Annotated in this window: 16 protein-coding genes; 4 read left to right on the top strand and 12 right to left on the bottom strand. The window is 60.3% G+C overall.

From position 1 onward, the window contains the following. Nucleotides 1–51: 51 nt before the first annotated feature. From CKW21_RS22685 to CKW21_RS22660, 6 genes are all read right to left on the bottom strand, one after another. Nucleotides 52–708 carry an ABC transporter permease gene (locus CKW21_RS22685; RefSeq protein ID WP_256590318.1) on the bottom strand — a complete coding sequence of 219 codons (657 nt, stop codon included), beginning with the start codon at nucleotides 706–708 and terminating at the stop codon, nucleotides 52–54. Between the two features lie 14 nt (nucleotides 709–722). Beyond that, on the bottom strand, nucleotides 723–1,721 hold the full coding sequence (locus CKW21_RS22680; RefSeq protein WP_095196133.1) for an ABC transporter ATP-binding protein: 999 nt from the start codon (nucleotides 1,719–1,721) through the stop codon (nucleotides 723–725). Then, nucleotides 1,718–2,407, bottom strand: coding sequence for an ABC transporter permease (locus CKW21_RS22675; protein ID WP_095196132.1), 690 nt, complete (start codon nucleotides 2,405–2,407; stop codon nucleotides 1,718–1,720). The genes CKW21_RS22680 and CKW21_RS22675 overlap by 4 nt, the downstream gene beginning before the upstream one ends. Nucleotides 2,408–2,742: 335 nt before the next feature. After that, nucleotides 2,743–3,738 (bottom strand): GlxA family transcriptional regulator, encoded by a 996-nt coding sequence (locus tag CKW21_RS22670; RefSeq protein ID WP_095196131.1) that lies wholly within the window; start codon nucleotides 3,736–3,738, stop codon nucleotides 2,743–2,745. Nucleotides 3,739–3,904: 166 nt separating this feature from the next. Next, a complete protein-coding gene (locus CKW21_RS22665) occupies nucleotides 3,905–4,870 on the bottom strand; it encodes an alpha/beta fold hydrolase (protein WP_095196130.1) in 966 nt (321 codons plus the stop codon). Nucleotides 4,871–4,905: 35 nt separating this feature from the next. After that, on the bottom strand, nucleotides 4,906–5,799 hold the full coding sequence (locus CKW21_RS22660; protein ID WP_095196129.1) for an amidohydrolase family protein: 894 nt from the start codon (nucleotides 5,797–5,799) through the stop codon (nucleotides 4,906–4,908). 462 nt (nucleotides 5,800–6,261) lie between these two features. On the opposite strand from CKW21_RS22660, the gene CKW21_RS22655 reads away from it, so the two are divergent. Beyond that, entirely contained in the window at nucleotides 6,262–8,202 is a 1,941-nt protein-coding gene (locus CKW21_RS22655) for an acyltransferase family protein (RefSeq protein ID WP_095196212.1), read from the top strand. A 326-nt stretch (nucleotides 8,203–8,528) separates the two neighbouring features. Then, on the top strand, nucleotides 8,529–11,405 hold the full coding sequence (locus CKW21_RS22650; RefSeq protein ID WP_095196128.1) for a C1 family peptidase: 2,877 nt from the start codon (nucleotides 8,529–8,531) through the stop codon (nucleotides 11,403–11,405). A gap of 153 nt (nucleotides 11,406–11,558) precedes the next feature. Here CKW21_RS22650 and CKW21_RS22645 read toward each other — a convergent pair whose 3' ends face one another. Further along, on the bottom strand, nucleotides 11,559–12,089 hold the full coding sequence (locus CKW21_RS22645) for a carboxymuconolactone decarboxylase family protein (protein WP_256590317.1): 531 nt from the start codon (nucleotides 12,087–12,089) through the stop codon (nucleotides 11,559–11,561). 49 nt (nucleotides 12,090–12,138) lie between these two features. Next, nucleotides 12,139–12,756, bottom strand: a complete 618-nt coding sequence (locus CKW21_RS22640) for a nitroreductase family protein (RefSeq protein WP_095196126.1) — start codon at nucleotides 12,754–12,756, stop codon at nucleotides 12,139–12,141. A 151-nt stretch (nucleotides 12,757–12,907) separates the two neighbouring features. On the opposite strand from CKW21_RS22640, the gene CKW21_RS22635 reads away from it, so the two are divergent. Together CKW21_RS22635 and lldD are read left to right on the top strand one after the other, a co-directional pair. Then, entirely contained in the window at nucleotides 12,908–14,362 is a 1,455-nt protein-coding gene (locus tag CKW21_RS22635) for a PLP-dependent aminotransferase family protein (protein ID WP_095196125.1), read from the top strand. Nucleotides 14,363–14,450: 88 nt separating this feature from the next. After that, complete coding sequence (lldD, locus tag CKW21_RS22630) at nucleotides 14,451–15,596, top strand: FMN-dependent L-lactate dehydrogenase LldD (RefSeq protein WP_095196124.1); 1,146 nt, start codon at nucleotides 14,451–14,453, stop codon at nucleotides 15,594–15,596. Between the two features lie 180 nt (nucleotides 15,597–15,776). On the opposite strand, the gene msrA is transcribed toward lldD, so the two are convergent. From msrA to CKW21_RS22610, 4 genes are read right to left on the bottom strand one after another with little or no spacing between them, the layout of a single operon-like run. Then, nucleotides 15,777–16,244, bottom strand: a complete 468-nt coding sequence (gene msrA / locus CKW21_RS22625) for a peptide-methionine (S)-S-oxide reductase MsrA (RefSeq protein WP_095196123.1) — start codon at nucleotides 16,242–16,244, stop codon at nucleotides 15,777–15,779. Next, nucleotides 16,241–17,164 (bottom strand): homocysteine S-methyltransferase family protein, encoded by a 924-nt coding sequence (locus CKW21_RS22620; RefSeq protein ID WP_095196122.1) that lies wholly within the window; start codon nucleotides 17,162–17,164, stop codon nucleotides 16,241–16,243. The genes msrA and CKW21_RS22620 overlap by 4 nt, the downstream gene beginning before the upstream one ends. Next, nucleotides 17,161–18,210 carry a glycine betaine ABC transporter substrate-binding protein gene (locus CKW21_RS22615; protein ID WP_371917537.1) on the bottom strand — a complete coding sequence of 350 codons (1,050 nt, stop codon included), beginning with the start codon at nucleotides 18,208–18,210 and terminating at the stop codon, nucleotides 17,161–17,163. Before CKW21_RS22615 ends, CKW21_RS22620 begins: the two co-directional genes overlap by 4 nt. An 8-nt stretch (nucleotides 18,211–18,218) precedes the next feature. Beyond that, nucleotides 18,219–20,282 carry an ATP-binding cassette domain-containing protein gene (locus tag CKW21_RS22610; protein WP_371917540.1) on the bottom strand — a complete coding sequence of 688 codons (2,064 nt, stop codon included), beginning with the start codon at nucleotides 20,280–20,282 and terminating at the stop codon, nucleotides 18,219–18,221. Between the last annotated feature and the right edge of the window lie 255 nt (nucleotides 20,283–20,537).

Below are 20,537 nucleotides of genomic sequence, written 5' to 3'. Positions count from 1 at the left end.
GATGAATCATGATGCACCTCGTATTATTGGTTTTTATCCTGGGTCTTCTAATCATTCGCGCCCGGCCAACCTCAAGCCCCGCGACACGGCGACGGTCTGGACCAGTCCGCACGCCAGATCGACGGCGATGGCCAACAGCGCGGTCGACGCCGCACCCGCCAGCATCATGCCGAAGTCGTTCAGGTCGATACCGGTAAAGATCAACTCGCCCAGCCCTCCTCCACCGACCAGGAAGGCCAGCGGCGCAGTCCCGACGTTGATGGCGAGCGCCGTGCGAATGCCGGCGAAAATCACGTTCATCGCATTCGGGATCTCGACTTTCCACAGGGTTTCCCGTGGCGTCATGCCCATGGCCTCGGCCGCTTCGACCAAATGCGCCGGCACCGCGCGCAAGCCTTCATAGGTGTTGACCGCCACCGGCAACAAGGTCGCGACAAACAATCCGATGATGGCGGCGCCGCTGCCCACGCCAATAAAACTCATGGCCAGCGCCAATAGTGCAAGCTTGGGTATCGCCTGCCCCACATTGAGAAACTGCATGCTGGCCATGGCGTAACGCTGGTTCGCGGGCCGGCTCATCCAGACGCCCAATGGCAGCGCGACAACCAGGGCCAGGACCCCACTGATGGCAACTATCTGCAGATGCTGAACCGTCAGATAGCTGATATCGCCCCAGTAATACTGGAGCCCTTCCCAAAATCTGATCATCAAGTCAGGCATCGTCAATGCACCGCCGGAGTAATGTTTTCAACCAGTCGCGCCAGGATATCGGTCTGGTGCACATAGCCGATGAAGCGACCGTCACTGTCGTTGCACAACGCCCAGTCCTGGCCGCGACCCAGTAGCTGCGAGAGCACCTGGCGCAGGTCGTCTCCAGGTTTGACGACCAGTTGCGAGCGCGTGGAGATGCCGCTATTGCCGCCAACGACTTGCATGTGTTCCCGTGGCGGGATCTTGCTGGCGATATCAGCCGCCCGCAGCAGACACAGGCGTTTCATGATCCGGTCGCTGCCCATGAAGTTCGCCACGAATTCGCTGTCGGGCCGCGCCAGCAGATCATCCGGGCTGCCGAACTGCTCGATTTTGCCGTTGTGGAACAGCGCAACGCAGTCCGCCATTTTCACGGCTTCGTCGATGTCATGACTGACAAACAGCACGGTCTTGTTGACCTGGCGCTGGATGCGCATGAACTCGTCCTGGATCACTTCCCGGTTGATGGGGTCGATCGCGCCGAAGGGCTCGTCCATCAACATCACCGGCGGGTCCGCAGCCAACGCCCGGGCCACGCCCACGCGCTGCTGTTGACCACCGGACAGTTCGCACGGGTAGCGCTTGAGAAATCTGGACGGCTCCAGCGCGACCACTTCCAGCAACTCCGCCGCGCGCTTGCGGCTTTTGTTTTTGTCCCACCCCAGCAGATTGGGGACGACACAGATGTTTTCCTCGACGGTCATGTTCGGGAACAGGCCGACTTGCTGAATCACGTAGCCAATGGATCGCTTGAGGGTGACGCTGTCCAGTTCGGACGTGTCGCGCCCACCGATTCTGATCGTTCCCGACGTCGGCGTGATCAGGCGATTGATCATTTTCAACGTCGTGGTTTTACCGCAGCCCGACGGCCCGAGCAGAACGCAGATTTGCCCCTCTTCAACGTTGAATGAGACATCTTCTACCGCCGTGGTTGAGCCGAATTTCTTGTTCAGGTTTTCGATCTGGATCACGTCGTCGCTTCCTTCATTGGGCCAGTGGCCGCTTTGTTCTTGTTCAGGCCTTTGGGCGTGAGGAGGCGCTGCAAGGCGTACAGCGCATAATCGGCTGCAATGGCAATGACGCTGATGACGATGGCGCCGGCCAGCAGCTGGCGGGTATCGGATTGGGCGATGCCGCGAATGATCAGACTGCCCAGGCCGCCCGCGCCGATGTAGGCCGCGATGGCCGCGATGCCGATGTTGATGACGGTTGCCATCCTCACTCCGGCCATGATGAGCGGCACTGCAATCGGCAGCTCGACCTTGCGCAGCCGCTGCCAGGTGGACATGCCCATCCCGATTGCCGCTTCGCGCAAGGCAGGATCGATGTTGGAGATCGCGGTGGTGGTGTTGCGGATGATGGGCAGTTGGGAATAGAGAAACAGTGCAATGACCGCCGGCACTACGCCGATCCCGTAGCCGATCAGGGAAAGGGCCGGAATCATGAGCCCGAACAGCGCGGCCGAAGGAATGGTCATCAGCACGGCGGCAAAGGCCAGGACCCAACGGCGCGTTCTGGGGTGCTGGGAGATTGCGATCCCGACAGGCACGCCGGTCAGGATCGCCAGGCCCACCGCGACCGCGACGATGAGAAGGTGCTGCCCGAGTAGCAGGCTGATCAGCCCGCCGTTTTCCAGAATGAAACTCAAGGTTTCCATGGTTGTGATGCCTTCTGTACGTCATTGTTGTTTTTGCCGGCTGTGCATCTGGAAGTGGACGCCGGATTTGTAATGAACCTTACCGCGCTCCCGAACGCTGCCTGCGCTTTGAGTTCGACGATTTCTATCAAAAAACCGACGTCGCGAAGCCTTACGGCGTGCAGCGCAGTGTGAAGGGGCGAGTTCGGCAGGAAGAATACAGGATCGCCAAATCACCAGGCCCTGCCCGCGCGCACCAGCGGTCGGACCAAGTCATTAGCTAGCTATGCGGTTTTGCAGAGAAGTTTGCACCTGAGGATTAGCGCCGGATTGACCAGGGCGCCCGGGACGCCCGGTCAGGAATGCGCATCATCAAATTTCCGCCGCTCCTCTCCGGGCGTGCAGCCCCAGACACGACGGTAGGCGGCACCCAGATGTGATGCCGAGACAAACCCGCAGCTGTAGGCAATCGACGCAATGGGCTGGGTGCTTTCACGAAGCAATCGGCGTGCTTCGTTGAGCCTGAGCTCCAGATAGAACTTCTTCGGCGTCATGCCGAAATGTTGATGCCACAGGCGCTCCAGTTGACGATGCGACAGATTGCAGCGATCGGCGATCTCTTCGATGCCGATAATGTTCTCCAGGCTGTTTTCCATGAAGGCAATCGCGGCCGTGAGTCGCCTGTCATGAATCCCGAACCGCCACTGGATCGACATCCGCTGATGTTCTTCCGGCGCTCTGATCCTTGCGTGCAGAAATTGCTCTGCGATGTTCGCAGCCAGCTGATTACCGTAATCCAGCGCGATTTGCGCCAGCATGAGGTCGATGGCCGCCGTTCCACCCGCACAGGTCCAGCGGTTTCCATGGTTGACGTACAACTCTTTGGTGACTTCGATCGTGGGAAATTCTTCGGAAAACTGTCCAATGGACTCCCAGTGCAAGGTGCAGCGCTTGCCTTCCAGCAAGCCGGCGCGGGCGAGGATGAACGTGCCGGTGCTCAATGCGCCGACGGTTATCCCACGGGCTGCGGCACGTTGCAGAAACCGCAGCATTTTCGGTGGTTTCTGATGTTCGATGTCCAGGCTGGCCAGGACGAAAATGCGATCGACCTCGGGCGCCTGGTCGATCGGTACGGTCTGGATTTCGAAACCACTGCTGGAGCTGACCGGTCCACCGGATTCCGTGAGCACTGTCCACTCATACAGGGTTTTGCCGGCAAGCCGATTCGCCGCCCGCAAAGGCTCGCTGGCTCCGGCCAACGCCATCATGGAAAACTGAGGGAGAATGAGCAGGCCGATTCGCTTGGTCGTGCAACCGTTCACAGCCGTCGCGGCTTCACTGGGGCTCGTCATCGCCAGATCCTTGTCATAGGGGGTTCCAGCCGTTCGCAGAACACGGCTCAGGCCAGCCCGTGGGAGTGGCTTTGGACACGCTATGTTAGGACCTGGGCACGTATTGAGCCAGATTGAATCGCTGCGAGACCTCCTTGCGAGGTCTCACAGGGTATTGGCGATTGAATCAGCCGCGGGTGCGAATGGCCTCGTCGATGCTCTGGATCATCGACTTGAACACCGGACTGTCCACCTGATTCTGCTGACCGTGCTGCATGTGCGGGATGATCAGCGCGTTCGAACCGGCATCGCCGGGATAGTGCCGGTGCAGGCGCTCGGACTCTGATGGCATGTGCAAGGTGTTGTCGGCACCGTGGATGATCAGCGCCGGCGGGAAGCCTTTTGCACCTTCAATGGATTGCTCCGGGTCATAGGCCACATACGACTTGTAGGACTTCGCCGTCACGTGGGTGCAGCCAGGCCAGCGGTCGGCACCACCGGCTTCGGTATAGCCACCCAGTTGCTGATCGACATACGCCTGGGTGTCAGGATCCAGTGGATAGTAGCCAAGACGGGTCGCTGCGGTTCCGGTGTCGAATGGAGGAATGGCGGCGTCATCCGCCAGCTGGAGGATCGCCGCGTCAGCGGCTTTGCTATCGGCACGCAAGGCCTGCAGCTTGCGGATGTTGGTGTAGCTCATCGGCACCCAGAACCGGATCTGTTCACCCCCCGCAGCCGCCAGTTCCGCCACTGCGCCCAGGCTCGCCACAGAACCCATCGCCCAGGACGCCACCACCGGCATCTCGCCAAAGTTGTCACGCGCCCAGGCAACGGCACCCAGAACTTCGTCCTTCTGGTCTTGCAGGCTGACGTTGGTGATCTCGATGTCCCCGGCGCGGATCGTGTTGCGGATGTGCTTGTTGGAAAAGAAACCCGCCACGTCGTAGGTCATGACGCGATACCCCCTGGCTGCCAGGGCGCGGCCGAACAGCTGGCCGTACATCGTGACGCCACCGGTGAAACCGGAGTTGAAAACCACGGGTGGGAGTTTGGCGTCGATGTGTCCCGGCTCGAATACCGTCCCTTTGATACTCAGGGTTTCGTTGCCATATTTGACGGCAAAGTTGATTTCTCTGGCAGTAATGTTCGTCATCGCTTTATATCTCGGAGTTGTAGCGTGGGCGTAGATCAACGGTCCAACTGACCAACTGCTCCTCGGAGAAGTTGGTCAACCGGAATTCGGGTTTCTGTGGAAACGTGATGGGCAACGGCATCGACAAAACTGAACGCCTTGTTCAAATCGAACAGTCCGGAATACGGCACGCCGTTGTTGGCGGTTCCAACATGGGGGGCATCGGTGGCTTCCAGGAGAATCTTGTCGGCGCCGACTGCGCCAACAATCTGCATGACGAAACGAGCGGCCTCCTCGGGATAGACAGAGGTGCGATAACCGGGTCCTTTGAACCACACATTGCCGCGTCGTCTGGCTTCATTGAGCAGCGCGACATAGGCCGGCTCGGTGGTGCCACGCTCGCTGTGGCAGCTGCCCAGATGATCGATGATGACCCGCACATTTTCAGGCACCTGGCGCAACACGCGCAGGTTGGTCTGGGCTTCCTTGGCGTAAATGTGAAGGTGTTGGTGCGGCAGCAGGCGAGCGTAAAACGCGGCCCATTGCCCGTCACTGAAGCGAGTATCGGCAACCGTTTCGGGCCTGGCATCGTGCAGGACGATCCGGGCGCCAACGACCTGCGGATGCGCGAGGCGCTCCCGGGTGGCGTAAGCAGGTTCGGCCTTGATCGTCCCCACCAGTTTCACTTCGCCGTAGCGCAACGGATCGGATGCCTGGAGGTTCTTGAGCTCCTCGAACGAAGCAAACACATTTTCAGAGTCCGGCAGGATACTCAGATGGACATTGTTGATGACCGTCGGAGCAATGCCGGCATCGATCAGTTGATCCAGCCAGGTGGTCAGCGGATGCGGCTCGGGTAAGGCATAGGGCAGCGAGCCGGCGACCCGGTGAAGATCGTCCGATGTGTAAAAGTGAACGTGGCTATCAATTCTTTTCTTCGACGGCAGCATGATTATTGTTTCCTGCTTTTGTGCGAAAACAATAATCGTCGTCAGCGCTTCATCGCTCCTGCCAACTCGACGTCTAGTATCAAAATTTCGCCATGTGCGATGGAGTGGCGAAAAGTATCCGGACATGACCGATCGGTTCGGCCCCTCCCCGTTGGGTCATGGAGGCCGCTCTGCTGCCGTGCCGGTAGAATTCGTCTGCTGCCGGAGTGATGTTTCTGCCAACCGAGGTGCCCGGGCTTCGTTTGAGACATGGCGATATTTTGTTGTCGCCATCAGTACATCCGCCGGTGTTTCAAATGCTTGGGACACCTCGTGAACCGGTGCCGTTATTTCCTATTAATTTTGCCAACCGTCAATTTCCCAACTACAAGTGATAGATAAGGCGGGAAGTGTCCAAATATTGACAGTGGCTGTCATGAGCGGACATCCGAAACACGGGACAATTCTGGGATGGTCAGGCTCATGGCTCAAGGCAAGTACCGCTCCGACATCGATGGGCTGCGGGCCGTGGCGGTGATCGCGGTACTGCTGCATCACCTCAACACCAACCTGCTGCCAGGTGGTTTCGTCGGTGTCGACATCTTCTTTGTCATCTCCGGGTTCCTGATCACTTCCCAAGTGTTTTCCGAGGTCAAGCGCAACACCTTCTCACTGAAGGGTTTTTATCAGCGACGCATCAATCGCATCGTGCCTGCATTGGTTACGGTGTTGGTGGCGACGGCGATCGTCGGGGCATTTATCCTTTCTCCGGTCGACCTGATCCGGCTCAACGTCAGCACCCTGCTCTCTTTGTTGGGCGTGTCGAACGTCTACATCTGGGTCAAATACGGCAATTACTTCGCCGCTGACGCCAGTGAGGCGCCCCTGCTGCATACTTGGTCGCTGGGTATCGAAGAACAGTTTTATCTGCTGTGGCCGCTGTTCATTGTGGTGCTCTATCGCCTGGCGCCGCGTTACGTGCTGCCGATTTTGGCCTTGGGCATGGTGGCCGCGGTCGGCGCTTCTGAATACGCGACCGGGGTCTTCGCGACGGCCGCCTACTACCTGCTGCCCACGCGCTTTTTCGAATTGATGCTGGGCGGGGTGCTGGCGATCTATTTGCATCAACCGCGCGTCATCGCAAAGCTGACCGCCCATGGCCTGGCTCTGGCGGGTTTGCTGCTGATCGGTTTTTCGCTGTTTGCCTTGAACGCCAACTCGACCTTCCCCGGGGTCAACGCGCTGGTCCCGTGCCTGGGTGCCGCGTTGCTGATCCTGGCCGGCAGCGGCGACACGCGCTCGCGCTTGCTCACCAGCCGGCCCATGGTGTTCATCGGCTTGATTTCCTATTCGCTGTATTTGTGGCACTGGCCGTTGATTGCCTATCTGAGTTACCTGGAAATCCCCATCGATCTGCCTGTGGGGGCGATGCTGATCGCGGTCTCGATCACCCTCGCGTGGCTATCCTGGCGTTATGTCGAGGTGCCCTTTCGCCGCAGTGGAGCCACTTGGGATTTTTCCCGGGTCTTCTTCCGGCGATTCGCCCTTCCGGCACTGGGGCTGGCCACGCTGGCGGTGCTGAGCGTGCAATTCAACGGCTTTGCGCAACGCTTCAGCCCTGATGTTTCGCGACTGGAAGCCATGACCCTGCAGAAGCCGAGCGAGATCCGCAAGGGCTGCCACGTGACCAATGCGCTGTACAAAACAGAACCCGATGACGCCTGTCGCCTGGGAGCTGAAAAGGAACAACTGGACGGCATCATGATCGGTGATTCGTTTGCCAATCACTTCACCGGCATGGTCGATCTGCTGGCCAAGCCGGATAACCTCTCGATCATGGACTACACCATGGACTCGTGCCCGCCGATCATCGGCTACACCGTCGACATGTCCGCGACCTATGCCGAACATTGTGCAAAACGCAACGAACGGGCGTTCAACCTGATCGAACAGAACCATTACCGCTATGTGGTACTGGCGGCGATCTGGCCCAGGGAGGCGATCGCCAAGGACATCGTCGAAGCGAGTATCAAGCGGGCGGTGGAGCACAGCGACCAGGTCATCGTTATCTTGAGGAATCAACACATCGAAAAAGCCGCCAGTTGCCCGATTCGTCACTTGATGTTCGATACCGACCACAGTTGCACAGTCAGCCGCAGTGGTGCGGCGCCCTATTGGGCCGACATAAAGGTGAAGTTCCCGCAGGTGCACTTTATCGACCCCAATCAAGTGATTTGTACGGCAGGCGTGTGCAGCCCGATGATCAAGGGTCATCTGCTGTACCTGGATGATTCGCACCTCAATGAAGTGGGATCGCGCTTTATCGGCCGCACATTACTGGACCGAGGCTATTCGTTGCTGCACGACCCGGTGGCTGACCCAAGTAATGCCGTGACGAAGCTTGATGCCTCCGTTCACCGATAGGAAAACGTCGACGGGCCGCGTTTACATCCTCAGGACCCGATAGCAACCACGCACCGTGACTGATGGGCATTGAGGATAGATCGCCCAGTGTCCTGGTGGACCTCCGAGGACTGGGTCATCACGTACTCTTCAGCATGGCTATACTCCAAAAACGCTTTGCACCAGACCTCAAAAAGTCGCTCCGTGGTGTTGTTCCCGTCGTCTCAGCGCCGTTGATCTCAACCGCTCCGCTTTTGGGCCAGGGGCGGTCACATCTACCCGTCAGGTGCCCGGCAAGGGCTGCATTCAATGCAGCACAAGGAAAACGGACAACGGGAGGTAGAGTCATGAATATGCTGCTGGCACGGAACCAGAGTGGCGATGACGTAGCGCAACTTCGCCAGAAACTGGCCAAGGCATTGGCCGCCGACGAGCAAGGATTCCCCGGACTTGCAAGTGGACGTGATTTCGACGCATTGACGGAATCGGCGGTCCGTCACTGGCAATCGGGCATCGGCATCGTCGCGGACGCAGTGGTCGGTCCTTACTGCCAGAGCCTGCTGGGTTTGCGCGAACTCAAATCGCTGGCCATGGCGCTCAGCGTGGATACGGTAAAGCTCCTGTTCCCCGCCACCAAAGCTTCAAACATTCAGCGCTACCTTCCCTATGTCGCGGCGGCCCTGGCAGCGGCCGACCTGACGGACAGACCGATGATACTGGCTGCGTTGGGCACCATTCGCGCCGAGACCGAAGGCTTCGTGCCCATTTCGGAGTTTCCCTCGAAGTTCAATACCAGCCCGGGCATGGCACCGTTCAGCGCCTACGACGGCAGAAAGGACCTGGGCAACACCGTACCCGGTGATGGCGCAAACTTCCGCGGCCGTGGCTTCGTACAACTGACCGGGCGCCACAACTATCACGTCTATTCAGAGAAGATTGGCGTGGATATCGAAGCACAACCGGACCTTGCCAATGCTCCCGAAGTGGCGGCCATCCTCCTGGCGCGATTCCTGGGCGACCGGGCGTCCAAAATTCGTACCGCCCTGGCCAGTGACAACTACCGCGCGGCCCGCAAGGAGGTCAACGGCGGCTCCCACGGCCTGGACCGCTTCAGCGATGTCTTCAGACTTGCAGCGCTGATACCGCAGCCGACTCGCGCCCGTCAGGTCAAGGGCGCGGCGGCGAAAAAGGCTGCAGCGAAGCCAACGCCAGTCGCGCGTCAGCTCAATGCCAGCAAGGACCCGGTGGACCTGCGTGACCGCGCCTACATGCCACCCCCTTCAAACCTGCCCGATGCCTGTCCCGGTGACGATAAGATCAAGGAATATCTGCCGCGCTATACCCAATCGGGGTTGATCCTCGACCAGGGACGGGAAGGTGCCTGCACCGGTTTCGGGCTGGCTTGCGTGATTAACTACCTGCGCTGGCGCAAGAACGGCAACGGTGAAGTTCCGGAATCGGTCAGCCCACGGATGCTTTACAACTTCGCGCGACGCTACGACGAGTACGACGGCGAGAACTACGAAGGCTCCAGTTGCCGTGGCGCCCTGAAGGGCTGGCACCACCACGGCGTGTGCCCGGAGTCCGACTGGCCCTACGATGACCAGGACACCCTGCCGCCGAAGTTCGGTTATGCAACCCGTGCAACCGACAATACATTGGGCGTCTACTATCGGATCGACATCGGCTCAATCACCGATCTGCAGGCTGCCATCTGCCAGGTCGGTGCGATCTATGTGTCCGCTTTCACTCACGACGGCTGGAACAACGTGGCAAAACCCAAGGGCAAACTCAACGGACATGCTGCCCTGCCGGCCATTGCGTTCGACGGCAGGCCGTCGCAGAGCGGCGGCCACGCCTTCGCCCTGGTCGGTTTCAATGCCCGCGGCTTCATCGTGCAGAACTCCTGGGGTACCGACTGGGGCGGGGGCGGTTTTGCCCTGCTGACCTATGCCGACTGGCTCGCCAATGCCATGGACGCCTGGGTTGCAGCCCTGGGCGTACCGGGGGTGATGCTCGGTCAACTGGCCTCAGGCCGCGGTACGGCAATCGCTGCGGCCGCTGTCGACAGCTCCCGGTGGTGGGATGAACCCAAGGCCTATGAGCACAGCGTGATCTTCGGCAACAACGGACGAATCGATCGCCACCTCACCCAGGACGAGCTGAACCGTTCATTGCTGCACCAGGCCTGCGGGCTGCCGGACCAGTGGTTCCGATCCCAGCCGGGCAAGACCAAGCGCCTGGTGCTCTACACCCACGGAGGACTGAACGACCAGGCCGCCGCCATCGAGCGCGCGAGGGCGATGGGACGCTACTTCCTGGGCAACGGCTGCTATCCGCTGTTCATCGTCTGGAAGACCGGTGTACTCGAATCCATCACGAACATCATCACCGACATGTTCCAACGCGAACCACCCCGTGCCGGCGGTTTGCGCGAGGCGCTGCAGGACGGCGCCGACATCCTCCTCGAACGGGGAATCGGCCGCCCCTTCGCCCGTCCGATCTGGAGCGAGATGAAAGAAAACGCCGAGTTCGCCAACCTGCCCACCCGTGGCGGCGACAAACTGGTGACAGCCCTGCAGAACCTGGCCAGGACCTGGGGCGACGACCTGGAAATCCACCTGGTGGGACATTCGGCCGGTGCGATCTTCCTTGGCCATGTCATCGACCTGTTGGCCGCACGCGGCCTCGAAACGAACGTCCGCTCGCTGCACCTCTACGCGCCAGCCTGCACGGTGCAGTTTGCCAATCGCCACTTCGCTCCCCACGAAACGCTGATGCAGAACCTTTACCTGGACATCCTTTCCGATCGCAATGAGCGTGACGACAGCATCGGCCCCTATGGCAAGTCACTGCTCTATCTGGTGTCCAACGCGCTGGAAGGCGACCTGCGTATGCCGATCCTTGGCCAGGCCAACGTGCTCGACCCTGGATACAACGGCTGGGACGGCTCCTCCAGCACCGGCGAAGCACTGGGCAAATGGCGCCAGGCCGTCCAGGCGGCGGGACTGGCCAGGCGCAAGCAAATCGACATCCTCGACGCAGGCACGGTGTTCAGCTTCCGATCGGACAGCCCCGACAACCGCCCCGATGTCACCATCAAGGCGACCCACGGCTGCTTCGACAATAGCGTGGATGTGGTGAGCCGAACGCTCAAGCGCATCACCGGAACCGAGCCGAAGCAGGCACTCAAGTTGCCGGTGGATGATCTGCGGGGCTTCTGACAAAAGCCCCGCATGCGCCCTTGGTCCGATGCGGGAGACACCAACGGTGTCTCCCGTTGAGCCATCCATGGGCGCGTGCAGCATGGCCCGGTGGTTGACCGATGCTCGAATCAGAGACACCTCCTGGCGAGGGTCGATGCGAGCGAATCGAGATCAGATCGAGCCCGCCGGCGTAACGGCAGGGAAATCCTTCTCGGGATCAAACACGTTATTGAAAAAGTTCGTCAGGGAGTACATGGCCACCAGCGCGACAATCTCCATGACATTCGCATCCGTATAGCCCGCGTCGCGGACGGTTTTGAGATCGGCATCACTGACCTTGCCGCGAGTCTCGATGACCTTGTGCGCGAACTGCAGGGCAGCGTTGCGCTTGGGGTCAGTGGCCTGGCCCTTGCGGGCGAGAATGATTTCATCGGCCTGCAGCTTGGCCATGTGCTCGGCGGTAAAACTGTGAACCGCCAGGCAGTAGTTGCAGCCATTCGCTTCGGAGACGGCGAGGCCGATGCTGTCACGCGTCTTCACATCGAGCGCTTTGCTCAAGGAACCGAGCAACGTAGCCCATGCGTTGAACGCGATCGGGCTTTGCGCGAAGGTCACCATCATGTTTGGCGTGAACCCGATGTTTCGGGTGAACGCATCGAGTGTCGGCTTCGAATCGGCCGGTACTTGTTCCGGGTTAAACACTGCACTTCTAGGCATCGTAGTCTCCGTAACTCACTGGTTTATTGAACAATCAAACGAGATCCAACACTTCGGCCAACGGACGGCGCGGCTTCTGCGCCCAGTTTCCCGGACGCTCCGCGCCTATGGACAACAGCATCACCGGCACTTCGTTTTCAGCCAGGCCGAACTCACGGGCCACCGCTTCGGCATCGAAACCGATCATCGGTGTAGAACCCAGGCCTAACGAGCGGGCGGCATAGATCATCGCCGACGCACCGAAGGTGGCCGTGCGCACTGCTTCGTCGCGCTGGCGCTGCGGGTGCTGCAAATACAAATCGCGTGCGGGGATTTCCCAATCCGGCACCATCGAGGCCGGCATCACGCCCGCTTCAACCAACGGCGCAAGGCGTTGCGGTATGACGCTGGAATCGGCCAATTGGCCGCAGATGATGAAAGTAACGGCGGCTTCAATGATCGGCGGCTGACTCCAGGCAATCGGACTCAACCGGGCTTTGGCTTCAGGGGTGCGTACGGCGATGAAGCGCCAGTTCTGTATGTGGAAGGAAGTCGGTGCGGTGGTGCCGATTCGCACCAGCTCACGAATTTGCTCGTCGCTCAACGTGGCGGCGGGATCGTAGTACTTGGCGGCACTGCGACTCACGATGCATTCGATGACGGCGTTGGTCATGATGGTTCCTGTCGTTGAAGGGAAGTTGAAGTACCAGAGCGCATTCACTCGATGCGTCGCGGTGGTAGCTGCGTCCTGGTCTTTGCATCTTCCACCGTCAATGGTATGAATTGAAGAACCAAGAATCCCCACTTTTGTGTGTACCAAGAATATGAATTCAGACCTGCAGATTCAGCTCGACCGGACAGCGAAGCTGTCTCTGACAGAACAGATTCGTATGAGTATCAGCAGGGCCATAGAATCAGGCCTGCTCGCCCCCGGCACTCGATTGCCTTCATGGCAGGACCTTGCCGCGCACCTGGGTGTGGCGCGCGGAACCGTTCAAACGGCGTATGAACGGTTATCAGACGCCCAGTTGATCGAAACCTTCGGCGCGAAGGGCACACGCGTGGCGCCGCGCCCTCGTGTGGCGGTGGCTCAACCGCAACCGCCGGACCCCGGCGCGTTTATGAAAGCCTATCAACGGATGAACACCGGGCCGGCGATCTTTCAGCTCGGCATTCCAGCGTCCGGAGGCTTGCCGGAAAAGCTTTTCGCACGCGCGCGCTCCTCCAATCTCCTGAAGGCAGGATCCTTTTCGTCATTGATTTATCCCGATCCTCGGGGGGAACTGGAGCTGCGCCGAGAAATTGCAGGCTACCTCTCCCTCTCCAGAAACCTGCACTGCTTCCCCGAGCAGGTGTTCATCACGTCGGGATACAGCTCCGGCCTGGGGCTTGCACTGCGAGTACTGGGTCTGGACGGTAAGAAAGTCTGGATGGAAGATCCCGGTTTCTTTCTGACCCGCAAGGGGCTGGAGCTCGCTCGTTTGCAGGTCATTCCGGTGCCGGTGGATGATGAAGGTCTCAACGTAGGCTACGCCATCGAGAACGCCGCGGACGCTGCGTTAGCCGTCCTGACGCCCGGTCAACAAGCGCCCCTGGGTTCGACGCTGTCGTTGAGGCGACGGCTTCAACTGCTGGATTGGGCGGTCTCGAACGACGCCTGGATCATCGAAGACGACTACCTCAGCGAGTTGCAACTGGAAGGCAGGGCGGCCCCTGCCCTGGCGTCGTTGGACGAGGGCAAACGTGTCATCCACATCGGTACATTCAGCAAGACCATCAGCCCGGGACTGCGCCTTGGATTTGTCGTAGCGCCAGCCGAACTGGTTGTCGCGTTCTCCGAGGTCGCCGCAACGCTTGCCCCCGCCCCCTCCCCCCTCATCCAACTCGCCACGGCTCAGTTCATGCACGAGGGCCACTACATCCGGCGTGTCCGTCGGCTCAAGCGACTCTATTGTGCCCAGCGTGACGCGCTATGCGAGCAGTTGCGCATGCGCAATGCAGAGTGGGTCAAGGCAGGCCTGGCAGTCCTGCTCAGACTCCCCGACGGCGCGCCCGACGTGCAGATCGTTCAGGACGCGATGACCGTTGGCATTGCACCGTCGCCTTTGTCAGCCTGGTTCGCCACTCCGTCCGGTAGCTCATCTGGCCTATTGCTCGGGGTTGCCACAGCGCCTGAAGCTCAGCTCGCCACATCGTGTCATCGACTGTTCGAAATCATCGAGCGATATTGCCAGCCCCATGTTCGAGGCAGCAAAAAGAGTACGAAGGACCGGGTTTGAAACGAGCGCAACACCGTTCGCATACGCTAACCTGACGCCTGGACTCGACGGCTCAGCCCTCACTCATCAGATCAAGGCCTTGCACACTATGATCATCTCTTCTGCATCGGACTACCGCGAAGCGGCACGCCGCAAACTCCCCCGTTTTTTGTTCGACTACATCGACGGAGGCGCTTATGCAGAGCATACGTTGAGGGCCAACAGCGCCGACTTGAGTGACGTCAGCCTGCGCCAGCGCATCCTGAAAAATGTCGAAAGCCTGAGCCTGGACACCACCCTCTTCAACCAAAAACTGGCAATGCCCATCGTGCTGGCGCCGGTAGGGCTGACCGGCATGTTCGCCCGCCGTGGCGAGGTGCAGGCGGTCAAGGCGGCGCAAAACAAAGGCATCCCGTTGTGCCTGTCGACCGTGTCGGTGTGTTCGATCGAGGAAGTCACGGCAAACGCTCAGCAGCCGATCTGGTTTCAGCTGTATGTACTGAAAGATCGCGGCTTCATGCGCAACGCACTGGAGCGTGCGCAAGCCGCCGGGGTGCAGAACCTGGTGTTCACGGTCGACATGCCCACGCCCGGTGCCCGGTACAGAGATGCCCACTCGGGCATGTCGGGTCCATTCGCCTCGTCGCGTCGCATGCTCCAGGCCATGACCCGCCCCGACTGGGCCTTCAACGTCGGCGTGATGGGGCGTCCACACGATCTGGGGAATATCTCCAAGTACCTGGGCAAAGCCGTCACACTTGAGGACTACATGGGCTGGCTGGCCAACAATTTCGACCCGTCGATTAGCTGGAGCGATCTGGAGTGGATTCGTGAGTTCTGGAAAGGCCCGATGATCATCAAGGGCATTCTCGATCCCCAGGATGCCCGCGATGCGGTGAGTTTCGGTGCTGACGGGATTGTCGTTTCGAACCATGGCGGCCGACAGCTCGACGGCGTGCTCTCCACCGCCAACGCCTTGCCACCGATCATGCAGGCGATTGGCAATGATCTGAGCGTGCTGGTCGACTCGGGCATCCGCTCAGGGCTGGATGTGGTGCGCATGTTGGCCCTGGGGGCAAAAGGGGTTTTGCTGGGACGTTCGATGGCCTACGCGCTGGCCGCCGACGGGCAACGCGGGGTGGAAAACATGCTGGATATTTTTGCCAAGGAGATGCGTGTGGCGATGACGCTGACCGGGGTGACGTCCATTGATCAGATCGACGAATCGATTTTGGTGCGCTCCTACAACGCTTGATCTGCCTCGCCTGCAGGTGTACTCGATCCCTGTGGGAGCTGGCTTGCCTGCGATGGCGGTGTGTCAGGCAACATCAAAATTTGATGTACCGCCCCCATCGCTGGCAAGCCAGCTCCCACAGGTTCAGAGGTAAATAGATGGATATGTACTCAACCAAAAACAGCCTTGTCCTCCACACAATCAGATCGAACAGCTACTCCCCCCATGCTTCTCCAGATAACGCTGCTGCTCCTCACCCGCCAGCTCAAACTCACCCAGCGGCACAATCACCGTGGCCACCGGCTTGGCCAATCGCCCCGAAGCCTCCAGCGCCCGCCTGGCGACCCACGCCAACTGCTCTTGCTCGGCAGAACCAAAAAACAACGCCGACCGATATTTCACCCCGACATCAGCGCCCTGCCGATCAACCGAAGTCGGATCATGCAGCGTCCAGAAATGCTCGATCAGGCGACTGTAAGCAATCACCCGCGCATCGAAATCAACCTGCACCACTTCGATCGACACCGGCTCGCCACTGGCCGGTCGTGCAAACCCGACCCGCGTATCCTGCACCCCCGGCAATGCCCGAAATGACGCTTCAGCGCCCCAGAAACAACCGGCGCCAAATGTCGCCTGTTCAACAACCGCGTCTTGCTGAATATCCGTCATGCGCGGACACCCTCCTGTTGTGGCAGCAGATGCAAGTGCAACTGTGCGATATGTTCAGGCCCGATGCCGCAGCATCCGCCAACGATACTGGCTCCGACGGCGACCCACGACCGCGACCAGTGCAGGTAGGCTTCAGGGCCCAGGTCACGACGAATCTCCAGCAAGGTGCTATTGGCTTTGGCCTCGGTGCTGACCGGCGGGAAGGCATTGGCGTAAACCCCCAGCTCGATCGCTTGGCCGAGACGCTCAATAACCTCGCGAGCCTCGGCAAGTGCCGCCGCCATGACTTCCGGCTGGCTGCAATTGAACAGCACCACCGTTGCCCCCAATTCGACTGCCACACGCACCGCCTCGGCGACCGGTTCGCCGGAACGTAACCGAGGCGGTTCGCCCGTTTCATCCAGCAGCGTGAAGGACACCCATAGCGGCTTGGTTTCTATATCGGCATCGAGCGCCTCGACCACCGCCCGCACTTCAGCGATGGAACTTTGGGTTTCCGCCAGCCAGACATCCACGTGAGCCTGCAACCCGGCAATAAGCTCGCGATGGATCGCCACCGAACGTTGGTGATCAAAGAGATCCGGTCGATACGACCCCAGCGCCGGAGGCAGCGAACCGGCCACGGTGACCGGTTCACGACCGACCGCCGCCTGACGGGCCAGACGCCCTGCCCGGTCGGCAAGTGTTCGCCCCTGCTCGGCAAAGCGCTCTTCGCCGATGTGGAAAGGCACCACCGCGTAGCTGTTTGTTGTAATGATTCGGGAACCGGCATCCACGAATGCCTGATGCGCCTGGAGCACAAACTCCGGCGCCTCGATCAGCGCGAGGGCTGACCATTCAGGCTGTCGAAATGGCGCGCCGATGCGCTGTAATTCGCGTCCCATGCCACCGTCGAGCAAGCGCAAGGAGCGGTCACTCATTGCGCTGCACTCACTTTCGGCGCCGAGGCGGCCAGCCATTGATCAACGGTGGCGCCATTCGCCTGGACCCACGCCTTGGCAGCGACGTCAGCCGGTTGTTTTTCCTTTTCGATCTTCAGGATCAGGTCATTGAGCTGCGCCGGCGCAATGGCAAAGTTATGCAAGAAATCGGCGATTTTCGGTGCGCGTTTTTGCAGGGCCGCAGAGGCCAGCACATACACCTTGGCATCCGGGAAGGCGCAGGTGATCCGGCTCTTGTTCAACCAGTCCGGATCGACCGTCGGGCTGATGAATTTCCAGCAACCGTCGGCCTTGTACAGCGGATCGCCTTTCTTGTTGTCCTGGGCATAGCCGTCGAACGCCGGCTCTTCCAGGCGACGCAGGTCAAAGGCCGAGAAGATCCAGTCCGGGGTGTAGGCGTAGAACACCACACCGCGCTGTGCCTTGTAGGCCGTGGCCAGCTTGGCGTAAGTCACCGAGGCTTCCGTGGACACCGATTCGAATTTATCGGCGAAGCCATAATCCTTGGCCTTGATCTGGCCGATGTAGGTCGACTCCCAGCCTGCCGGGCCGACCAGCAGCTGCGCCTTGCCGCCGCCCAGGGGTTCGAAGAGCTTGGCGATTTCCGGTTTCTTCAGGTCATAGATGGACTTGACCCCGTACTTGTCCTGCAGATAGCCCGGGATATAAAACCCTTGCTCCCCGGCATAGGGTTGAACGTTTGCAACCAGCGACTTGCTGCCGCCAGTGACGTATTTGGCCCAGGCCGCCGACTGATTCGGTAACCAGATGTCGGTCAGCACGTCGACCGAGCCATCGCCTTTGGCGGCGGCGCTGAACAGTACCGGGACATCCCCGGCCAGGTACGAGACGTCGCCATCGAGCCGGGTTTTGATCACCTCGCCCAGAATGTGTTGAATGGCGATGGCGCCCGTCCAGTTCTGCTCGCCGATGACGATTTTGTCCTTGGCCATGGCGGTTGCCGGGAGAATTAAAGAGGCCAGCAACGCGGCCGCGCCAAGCGTACGAGAAAAATGTGTGTTCACGATAAGTCTCACTGTGGGTTGTGCAGGTGATCTTGCTTGCGCAAGCTCGATTGAATGATTCGATCCGGTATCAGCGCGCACAGCACGATCGCCACGCCGGCAAGCATGCCCTCGCCGCCCTTGATGTTGCGCAGTGCCGTCATGACGTCATACCCCAGGCCACCGGCGCCGATCAGCGCGGCCACCACCACCATCGACAGGCTCATGACGATGGTCTGGTTGATCCCCAGCAGCAGTGAGCGGCGCGCCAGTGGCAGTTGCACCTTGACCAGGGTTTGCCAGGGGCTGGCACCGTGGGCGACCGCTGCCTCGACCGCATCTTTCGGTACTTCCTGGATACCCAGCGAAGTCAGGCGGATCATCGGCGCCAGGGCGAAAATCACCGTGGCGATCACGGCCGGGGTCTTGCCGACAGAGAAGAACGCCACGGCGGGAATCAGGTACACGAAGGTCGGCAGTGTCTGCATGACATCCAGCAAGGGTGTGAACAGGCGCCGCACCAGCGGCCGCTTCGCCAGCAGGATGCCGGTCGGCACGCCGATGACCAGGGCGATCAACACCGAAGAACCCACCAGCGCCAGGGTGGCGATGGTGTGCTCCCAGAAGCCGAACAGGCCGATGTACAACAATGCAACGCCGCTGGTCAGCGCCAGTGCCAGTCCGGCCGAGCGCCAGGCGAGGAACACCACGGCCAGCGCCGACAGCGGCCAGGGCAGCCAGCCGAGCAGATTTTCAATGCCTTCGATGACAGTGCGCACGGCAACGATCACGCCGACGAACGCACCTTCAAACGTCACCTGGGACCAGCCGATAAACTGGTCGATACTCTCCGCCGCCAGCAACAGCCATTGGCGGTTTTCGGGAAACTGCAACAGGGCATGGGGGGTATCGGGGGTGATGACGCGCCAGATCACCAGGGCCTGACTGACCAGCAGCAATGCCAAAGGCAGCCACCAGCCCGTCGTCTGCCGCACAGTTTGGCGGCTGAGCGAGATCGCGCTGAAGCGGCTGGCACCGAACACGGCCACGGCCGCGAGCACCGCAAGCCATGACGCGCTGGCCAGGCCTTGGCCCGCAACCGCCAATGCGGCGAGTTCGGCGGCAAACGTCAACCAGAACCACCCGCCCCTACCCCGCGCCGCCAGGGCTGCCGGCCCCAGCAACAGCGCTTGCCAGCGGGGCAAACCGTGATCGACAGATGGCTCACGGGGTTGGCGTTGTGGCGTCGGGGTGCGAATGCTGTCCGGAGGTTGCAGCGCCGATGGCGTTGGCGTGCAATCGCGGAAAAAGTCTGCGACTTCGGCATCGGCGGGTTGCTCGAGCAATTGTTCGGGCGTGCCCAACTGCACCAGCCGGCCTTGCCGCAGCACGGCAATACGATCGGCCAGGCGTATGGCTTCCGCCGGATCGTGAGTGACCAGCAAAGTGCTGATTCCGCGCTCACGGGCCAGGGCCAGAAAGTGACTTTGCAGATCGCGGCGGATGGTCGGGTCCAGCGCGCTGAACGGCTCGTCCATCAGCAGGATATCGGGATTGGTCACCAGGGCCCGGGCAAACCCCACGCGCTGCTGCATGCCACCGGACAGTTCATGCGGGTAATGCTCGCCCCAACCGTCCAGGCCCACCGCCTGCAACTGTTCGATGGCCGCCGCATGGCGCACGGACTCGGGTTCGCCGCGCAGCTCCAGTGGCAGCGCCACGTTGTCCAGCACCGTGCGATGGGGCAGCAGGCCGAAGTGCTGGAACACCATGCCGATGCGTCGCGACCTGAGGTCACGCAAGGCCTGGTTGCTCAAGCCGCTGATGGCGTGTCCGTCGATCAAGACCTCGCCACTGCTGGGTTCGATCAAGCGGTTGATGTGTCGCAGTAACGTCGACTTGCCGCTGCCGGACGTGCCCATCAGGCACAGCACTTCACCGCGACGCACCTTCAGGCTGACGTTGCTGACCGCGGGCGCGACCGGCGCACCTTTGCGCAGATAGGCCTTGGTGACGTCGCGCAGTTCGAGTACGACATCACTGTCATTGGCGGGGCTGTCGGACGGTGGCGAAAATCTTTGAAAGGACTCAATGCGTGCAGTCGACAAAGACGTTTGAATGGTGGTCACAGGAGCTCCCGGCCCAAGGTAGAAAATCGGCCAAGCGCCAGGTGGTAAACGCAGCGCTCTCAAGAACGCATAAAGCTAATCGATCTTAAAAAAGTTAAATAAATATCTTTTTGGAATTAGCTTAGGCTTGGCAAGCGTCATGCCGGGGGCATCGAATGCAGACCTGCGTCGATGGGCGAGATACAGTTGGCCGAGGGGCCGACATTCAACACAGAGGGA

Origin of the sequence: Pseudomonas sp. Irchel 3A7, assembly GCF_900187565.1 — a bacterium.
Taxonomy (GTDB): Bacteria; Pseudomonadota; Gammaproteobacteria; order Pseudomonadales; family Pseudomonadaceae; genus Aquipseudomonas.
The sequence above is the reverse complement of the archived record's forward strand: the minus strand, read 5'-3'. Positions and strand labels throughout refer to the sequence as shown.